The 7,319-nt window shown below is 48.7% G+C and carries 6 protein-coding genes; 4 read left to right on the plus strand and 2 right to left on the minus strand.

All coding sequences use genetic code 11. From position 1 onward, the window contains the following. Positions 1–195: 195 nt before the first annotated feature. Entirely contained in the window at positions 196–1,242 is a 1,047-nt protein-coding gene (trpD, locus tag IQ257_RS28145) for an anthranilate phosphoribosyltransferase (protein ID WP_193881701.1), read from the minus strand. Between the two features lie 182 nt (positions 1,243–1,424). Here trpD and IQ257_RS30940 point away from each other — a divergent pair, with 182 nt between their 5' ends. Both IQ257_RS30940 and IQ257_RS28150 read left to right on the plus strand, forming a co-directional pair. After that, entirely contained in the window at positions 1,425–1,547 is a 123-nt protein-coding gene (locus IQ257_RS30940) for a hypothetical protein (protein ID WP_265584622.1), read from the plus strand. An 18-nt stretch (positions 1,548–1,565) separates the two neighbouring features. Further along, positions 1,566–4,472, plus strand: a complete 2,907-nt coding sequence (locus IQ257_RS28150; protein WP_193881699.1) for a PAS domain S-box protein — start codon at positions 1,566–1,568, stop codon at positions 4,470–4,472. 134 nt (positions 4,473–4,606) lie between these two features. Here the strand turns inward: IQ257_RS28150 and IQ257_RS28155 are convergent, their stop codons facing one another. Continuing rightward, a complete protein-coding gene (locus IQ257_RS28155) occupies positions 4,607–5,269 on the minus strand; it encodes a glutathione S-transferase family protein (protein ID WP_193881697.1) in 663 nt (220 codons plus the stop codon). A gap of 129 nt (positions 5,270–5,398) precedes the next feature. Here IQ257_RS28155 and IQ257_RS28160 point away from each other — a divergent pair, with 129 nt between their 5' ends. Together IQ257_RS28160 and priA are read left to right on the plus strand one after the other, a co-directional pair. Beyond that, positions 5,399–5,794, plus strand: coding sequence for a nuclear transport factor 2 family protein (locus IQ257_RS28160; protein WP_193881695.1), 396 nt, complete (start codon positions 5,399–5,401; stop codon positions 5,792–5,794). Between the two features lie 62 nt (positions 5,795–5,856). Beyond that, on the plus strand, positions 5,857–7,319 hold a 1,463-nt coding region (gene priA, locus IQ257_RS28165), incomplete at its 3' end, for a replication restart helicase PriA (protein WP_193933410.1).

Below are 7,319 nucleotides of genomic sequence, written 5' to 3' on the forward strand. Positions count from 1 at the left end.
ACTTAACCCCCTCATCCCCCAACCCCTTCACCCCTTGTGGGAGAAGGGGAGCCGGAAGAGTTGAAGCTTCTCAAAGTCCCTCTCCCGCTTTGGGAGAGGGATTTAGGGTGAGGGCAAAGGACTTTTGTCAGTCAATCAAGGGTTTATTCTTTGAAGGGCAGGTTAAACTGCATCCAAACAGCGATCGCTTCCTCCTCACTCTTTCCCCAAAAACTCCACAAGTTGCTCTAACTTCGACCAAGCCGCACCACTATTCACCACATCCCTAGCGATTTCAATTCCAGCCTTGTGATCTTCCATCGGCACAACTCCACCTACTTGCAGCGCTAACGAAGCATTCAACGCCACTACATCCTGCTGGGCTACTGTTCCCTTACCCTGCAATACATTCCGCAGGATTTCAGTATTCTCCGCCACATCGCCGCCGCGTAGTTCCCCTGTAGGTACTGGAGTTAAACCCAACTGTTGGGGATTCAAAGTCGATAACCGCACCTCACCTGCCGATAGCAGCGCCAAGTCCGATTCATCTCCCAGTCCCGCCTCATCCAGTTTTTCCCGTCCGTGTACAACAATTGCGGTTGAACTTCCCAGTTGCCTCAAGGCATGGGCAATTGTTACTACCAAGCTGGGTTCACATACCCCAATCACTTGACCCGTAGGACGCAACGGATTAACTAATGGACCTAATAAATTAAACACCGTCCGCACTTTCAGGGTTTGCCGCAGGGGTGCCACAGCTTTCATTGCCGGATGCCAACCCCGTGCAAAGAGAAATGTTACCCCTACTTCATCCAAAGCTGATTGTACCGTTTCCGGTGCGGCGGATAAGTTAACGCCTAGAGCTTCCAGAACATCTGCCGAACCCACCCGCGACGATGCCGAACGATTGCCGTGCTTGGCAACTCGCACCCCAGCCGCCGCCGCCACAAATGCTACAGCCGTGGAGATATTAAAGGTTGATGCGCCGTCTCCCCCAGTACCGCAGGTATCAATAACAGGAGTTGAGTAGTTAATAGCGGTCGTTTGTAGCGATTGAGACTGCATTACCTTCGCCATCCCCGCTAGTTCCTCCGCCGAAACCCCTTTCGCCTGAATCGCTGCTAAAATCGCACCAGATAAAACTAGAGGAATCTCCTCATTCAACCATCCCTGCATCAGTTGCGAGGCTTGATCGCTGGATAAAGATACTCCATCAAATAGCTGTTGCAATAAGCTAGACCAGTCGTTCGTGATTTGCCCCATTCCCTACGAGCCGAGTTATTTTTAACATCTTATTGTGGCACAGTTCCTATACCAGTCCACAACAAGCTATAGTTAAGGATTCTCTGGGTTGGGAATTCCCGATCACGAGTGTCATTAAATAGTTGTGCATCTATACTCCCTTTGAGGGAATACCTGTTACAGAAAAACAGATAATTTTTCCGTTGAAGACGACTTGCTTTCTAGGGCAAACCCACTACGCGATCGCTCAAGCAGTATCGTTACTCTATCAGGAGGTAGCGGCTTTTAAGCGTGCTACATCCAACTCGTTTTCTCCTCGACCTTAAAAATCAAGCATTTGATCCATGTATCTCAGAGATCGAGCGGCTAACTTCGTCAATCCAGACTTATTTTCGGTATTTCTGGAATACGTGCCTACCGCTGTCGCCATGCTCGACCGCGACCTGCGTTACTTGCTGGTGTCTCGTAAGTGGCTGACAGATTATACTCTGGAGAATCAAGACCTCATCGGTCACGCTCATAGCGAACGATTTCCCCTGCTTCAGAGTCAGGAGATGGCAACAGAGGGAAACGGAGACAAGTGTACCTCTTCTTCCCCCAACCCCGTTCAGCGATGGCGGGAATTTTTTGCATCCTGTTTAGCTGGAGAATCCCAGCAGGGTGATTCTGATTATTTCATCAAACCAGACGGTTCGCGGCAGTGGGTCAAGTGGGAAATTCAGCCTTGGTGGACTCAGACGGGTGAGATTGGTGGTGTGCTCATGTTTACCGAGTTTCAAGAACGTTTTGACTGGATGGAACCTTTTGAGCCTGAGCGTAAAGACAGTTCTTATTGTGATACAGAAACCACATCTCTCAACGCCGTTATAGAACAATTGCAACGGGAAATTGCCGAGCGTCAGCAAGCACAATCCCTACAGCAGGAGTCAGAACAACAGTATCGCTCGTTAATCGCAGCGATGGCAGAGGGAATCGTCGTACAAGATGCCAATGGGGTGATTTACACCTGCAATGCATCAGCAGAACGTATTTTGGGACGGTCAACCGATCGCATTATTGGACGGACTTTTACAGATTCCGGCTGGCAAGCTGTCACGGTAGAGGGTAAGCCTTTTCCTTCTGAAGAACACCCGATTAGCTTGACACTACGCACCGGAAAGCCTTGTACCAATGTCGTGATGGGTATCTACAAACCCGACGGCACCTTGACATGGCTCAGTGTTAATTCACAACCCCTATTTCACCCGAACCAGACTCAACCCTTTGCAGCCGTTGCTTCCTTTGTCGATATCACCGAATCCAAACAAATTGAAGTCCAATTGCGCGATAGTGAAGAACGCTTCCGGGCTACCTTCGAGCAAGCAGCGGTTGGTATCAAGCACATGTCGAGGGATGGTCGGTTTCGGCGGGTGAACCAGAAATTTTGCGACATTGTTGGGTACTCGCGCCAGGAACTGCTAGCACTTAACTGCCATGATATTACCCACCCCGATGATGTGGAAAATGATCGCGCCTATTTGCGATCGCTCTTAGCCGGTGAACTAGACACCTATTTCCTGGAAAAACGCTACCGACGTAAAGATGGCTCCGCTGTCTGGGTACAAATTACCGCCTCTTTAGTCCGCACTTCCCAAGGCAATCCCAAATATTTCCTAAATGTCGTCCAAGATATTAGTGCTCGCCGCGCTGCGGAAGCTGCCCTGCGGCATTCAGAAGCCCAGTTGCGAGAGAAGGCACGGCAGGAAGCTCTGCTGAATCAGCTATCCACGCAAATCCGCCACAGCTTAGACTTGAACACGATTCTGGAAACCACCGTCCATGAAATCCGCCAACTCTTGCAAATCGATAGCTGCCACTTTGCTTGGTATCACCCCCATGAGGAGCAACCCTATTGGCAAGTGGTTCAAAGCGCTCGCAATCCAGATCTACCTAACCTAACTGGTTGCTATGCTGTGGGCAATTTGGGTTCGGTGGCACAGCAACTCCTAAACTTAGAAATTCTTCGACTTGATGATGTCGAGACAGCTAGCGACCCAATTTTTCAACAATTTATGCGTTCTCTCGGCTCTGTTTCCGTTTTGCTGCTGCCCATGCAGACGCCTTCGGGAACCGTTGGTGTGATTAGCTGCTGTCACAGTCAAGAAACCCGCCCTTGGAGTGATAGTGAAGTGGAACTCTTGCAAGCGGTGATAGGTCAACTGCTGATTGCGATCAAACAGGCAGAACTTTACGCCGCTAGCTGTCAGGCTACTGAGCAAGCTCTAGAGCAAGCTGCTCAACTGGCACAAACCCTAAACACGTTGCAACGCACCCAAGCCCAGTTAATTCAGAGTGAAAAAATGTCGAGTTTGGGTCAACTTGTTGCTGGTGTAGCCCACGAAATTAACAATCCAGTTAACTTTATTTACGGTAATCTGATTTACGCCCGCGAATACTCCCACGACCTCTTGAGTCTGGTGCAGCTTTACCGTACCGCCTATCCCAATCCGCCAGCCGTTATTAAAGAGCGGATTGATTCTATTGACTTAGATTTTATCATGAGTGACCTTGCCAAACTCCAAGACTCAATGAAAGTGGGTGCCGAACGCATTCGGGAAATTGTGCGATCGCTACAAACGTTTTCCCGTTCCGATGAATCGGGTTATAAGTTGGTCGATATTCACTCGGGACTTGAAAGTACCTTGAGGATTCTTCAATACCGACTGAAGGGCAAACCCGGAGCACCAACAATTTCTGTAATTAAGGAGTACGGTGATATGCCATTTGTAGAATGCTATCCCGGACAGCTCAATCAGGTATTTATGAATCTACTGACTAATGCTATCGATGCCCTAGAAGAAAAAATGATAAGCCATCAGTCACAGGCAAAGGGTTATTCACTAGAAAGCGCCAGTCTTTTCTCACCGACTATTACTATCGAGACGGGTGTCGTTGAGAGGGATTGTTTCGGGATGAACCCTGACTCCATCTGGAAAGAATCTCCACAGGGAGAGGATTTTTTTGAAAAGTCTCACGTCTTTATTCGCATCACTGACAACGGATCAGGGATGACACCGCCAACCCAAAAGCAGTTATTCGACCCTTTCTTTACTACCAAGCCAACCGGTAAAGGCACGGGTTTGGGGTTAGCAATTTGTTATCAAATTGTTGTAGAAAAACATAGGGGTCAGTTATGGTGTCATTCAGCAGGGGGACAAGGTGCTGAGTTTGTCGTTGAGATTCCGCTCAGGAAGTATTTAGAGCTCAGTTGATCAATAGAGCTTCACGATTAGGTAGACCAGAGAATAACTTTAGCCTATTTTGATTACGAGATAGAGCATTTACATTTCATGCTCTATCTGTTCTCAATTAACTAGCAACTTGGGTGAGGTAATCGAAATTTTGATTACCCATTACTCTGTGCCATTCGAGCTGCAATAATAGACTTAAAGCCTTCAATCATTTCCGGTGTAGCCTCGGTAGCTTGCCATGCTGGACGTGCCATCAAGCGATCGCACCAAGCCCTCAGTTTGGGATAGTCACCCAAGGAAACGCCTCCTTTCGGCAACCAAGGAACTACAGTTCCAGCCACAACCTCGGCTAAAGAGAGGGTTTCACTCCCAAAATAAGGGCGATCGTCGAGCAAATTCTCAAAGAACCTCAGCACAGTTGCAACTTTCTGCTGTGCCTGCTCGATTTTTTCTGGATCTCCTCCAGGCAAGTCTAACATCTGCAACATCAGGGGATTCATGGAAGGCAACAACTCATTCACCGTCACCAATTGCACCATCCGCACCATGGCTAGCTCTTTTGCATCCTTTGGCAGCAGAGTAGGTGTGGGGTACTTTGCCTCTAAATAGTCCAAAATTGCCAAGGATTCCACGATATTAAAGTCATCATCTGTCAAAACTGGAATATGGTGGAAAGGGTTAATCCCCAAAAAATCAGGCTTAAACTGCTCTCCATCCAGTTTTATCTCGACCAATTCAAACTCAAGTCCTTTTTCTAGGAGTGTAATCCAGACTCGGCGGGAATTAGGAGAAATCGGCGCGTGATAAAGCGTTAGCATTAGACAATCTCAAAGCTTTATGAGTAGAGGGGGTATTGCTATCTTACCCTTACACTTATCGATTGATACAGCGTAGACGTAGCGTGCTGACAAGCACTCCCGGTGCTACTGCCAGCAAGAGGAGTAAAAATGGTACACAGAGCGCCCGATACAATAGAAGTTGCCCAGGGAGCATTTGGGCATTTTAGCCATGGTTTAGCTACAGGGGAATGGAAACCCTTTGTGGAAATGCTCACCGACGATTTCACCTTCTGGTTTCCTGTCGGTCCTTACCAAGGATTGAATGTAGGCAAAGAACGAGCGATCGCCTTTTTCGAGTATGTTTCTGAAGTCTTCAATCAAGGGCTTTCAGTCACCCTCGATCGCGTTACCAGTAACGAGACAACCGTAGTATTCGAGTTCCGGGATGAAGGAAAAATGCGGGGAGAACCTTACAAAAACCGGATAGCCGTTTCCTTTGATGTGCGTGGTGATAAGATTTGCGGCTATCGAGAGTACTTTGGCAGCGATGGCAAATCTAACTGAATGAAAAAATTCCTATTCGTCATCATTATATAATTCAAAATTCATAATGCTGAGGTTGAACGATGTCTAATCCCCCGACGAATCTGGTTTTAGCAGAACCTGGGGCGTCTTATCAATCCGGTGGCAGTCAGAATCGCTGGGTGGAGGTGCTAGTCGATTGTCCTGGAATTCAAGGACTATTTACTTATCGGTTGCCCCCAGACTTGTCTGTTCACTCTGGGGATATCTTAACCGTACCGTTTGGGGCGCAGCAGTTGGGAGCGATCGCAATTCGATTGGTAGACTCGCCTCCCCCTGACTTGCCATCCGATAAAATCCGGGAAGTCGAGGATGTCATCTGTAGCGGTTTTTTTCAGACATCATACTGGCAGCTACTAGAACAAGTGGCGCAGTATTACTGCACACCCCTGATATCGGTAATTCGGGGGGCGCTACCACCGGGATTACTCATGCGATCGCAGCGTCGTATCCGCCTCAAAGCTTCTGCAATTCCCAACCAGGGCGATACCTTTGTCAGTACGACTGCCCGTCGGATTTTAGAACTGCTGGAATCTCAACCCGATGGCGATTACAGCTTCTCTTACCTCCAACGGCAGGTAAAAGGGGCGAGTCGGGGAGTCAAGGAGTTGCTCAAACGGGGGTGGGTGGAAAGTTATCTAGAACCGCCCAAACCTTCGCGCCCCAAGCTGCAAAAAGCCGTCACGCTAGTTGCTGACAGGTTTAGTGAACTCACAGATCGGCAACGGGAAATCCTAGAGGTGTTGCGGCGTCGCGGTGGTGATTTGTGGTTGACTGAATTATTGCAAATTTGCCGGACTACTTCCTCAACGATTAAAAAGCTGGAAGAAAAAGGCTATGTGGTAATTGAGTTAAGGGAAATTTTGCGGACGCTGGCAGAACCATCTGTCTCCGGCGATCGTCCAAAAGAATTGACAATTGCACAAAGGTATGCATTAGACACCATCGGGGGTTTAGATGGTTTTGCCCAGATTTTATTACATGGGGTAACGGGTTCCGGGAAAACAGAAGTTTATCTGCAAGCGATCGCACCTATTTTAGAGGAGAGAAAATCTGCTTTAGTCCTAGTGCCGGAGATTGGTTTAACGCCTCAATTGACCGATCGTTTCCGCGCCCGATTTGGCAGAAAAGTGAACGTATATCACAGCGCTCTGTCTGATGGCGAACGCTACGACACCTGGCGGCAAATGCTTACCGGGGAACCGCAGGTGGTCATTGGTACTCGTTCAGCGGTATTTGCTCCTTTACCTAAATTGGGTTTGATTGTTTTAGATGAAGAACACGACTCTAGCTTCAAACAAGACCAACCCGCACCCACCTATCATGCCCGCACCGTCGCCCAGTGGCGTGCCCAACTGGAAAATTGTCCTCTAGTTTTGGGTTCTGCCACACCGTCTTTGGAAACATGGGTGAGTATTAGGGAGCAAGGGAGCGGGGGTGCAGGGGTGCAGGCTTGCCGTGAGCGTCAGTCGAACGGGAGCGGGGGTGCAGGGGAGCAGGCTTGCCG

This window comes from Coleofasciculus sp. LEGE 07092 (assembly GCF_015207375.1).
GTDB lineage: Bacteria > Cyanobacteriota > Cyanobacteriia > Cyanobacteriales > Coleofasciculaceae > LEGE-07092.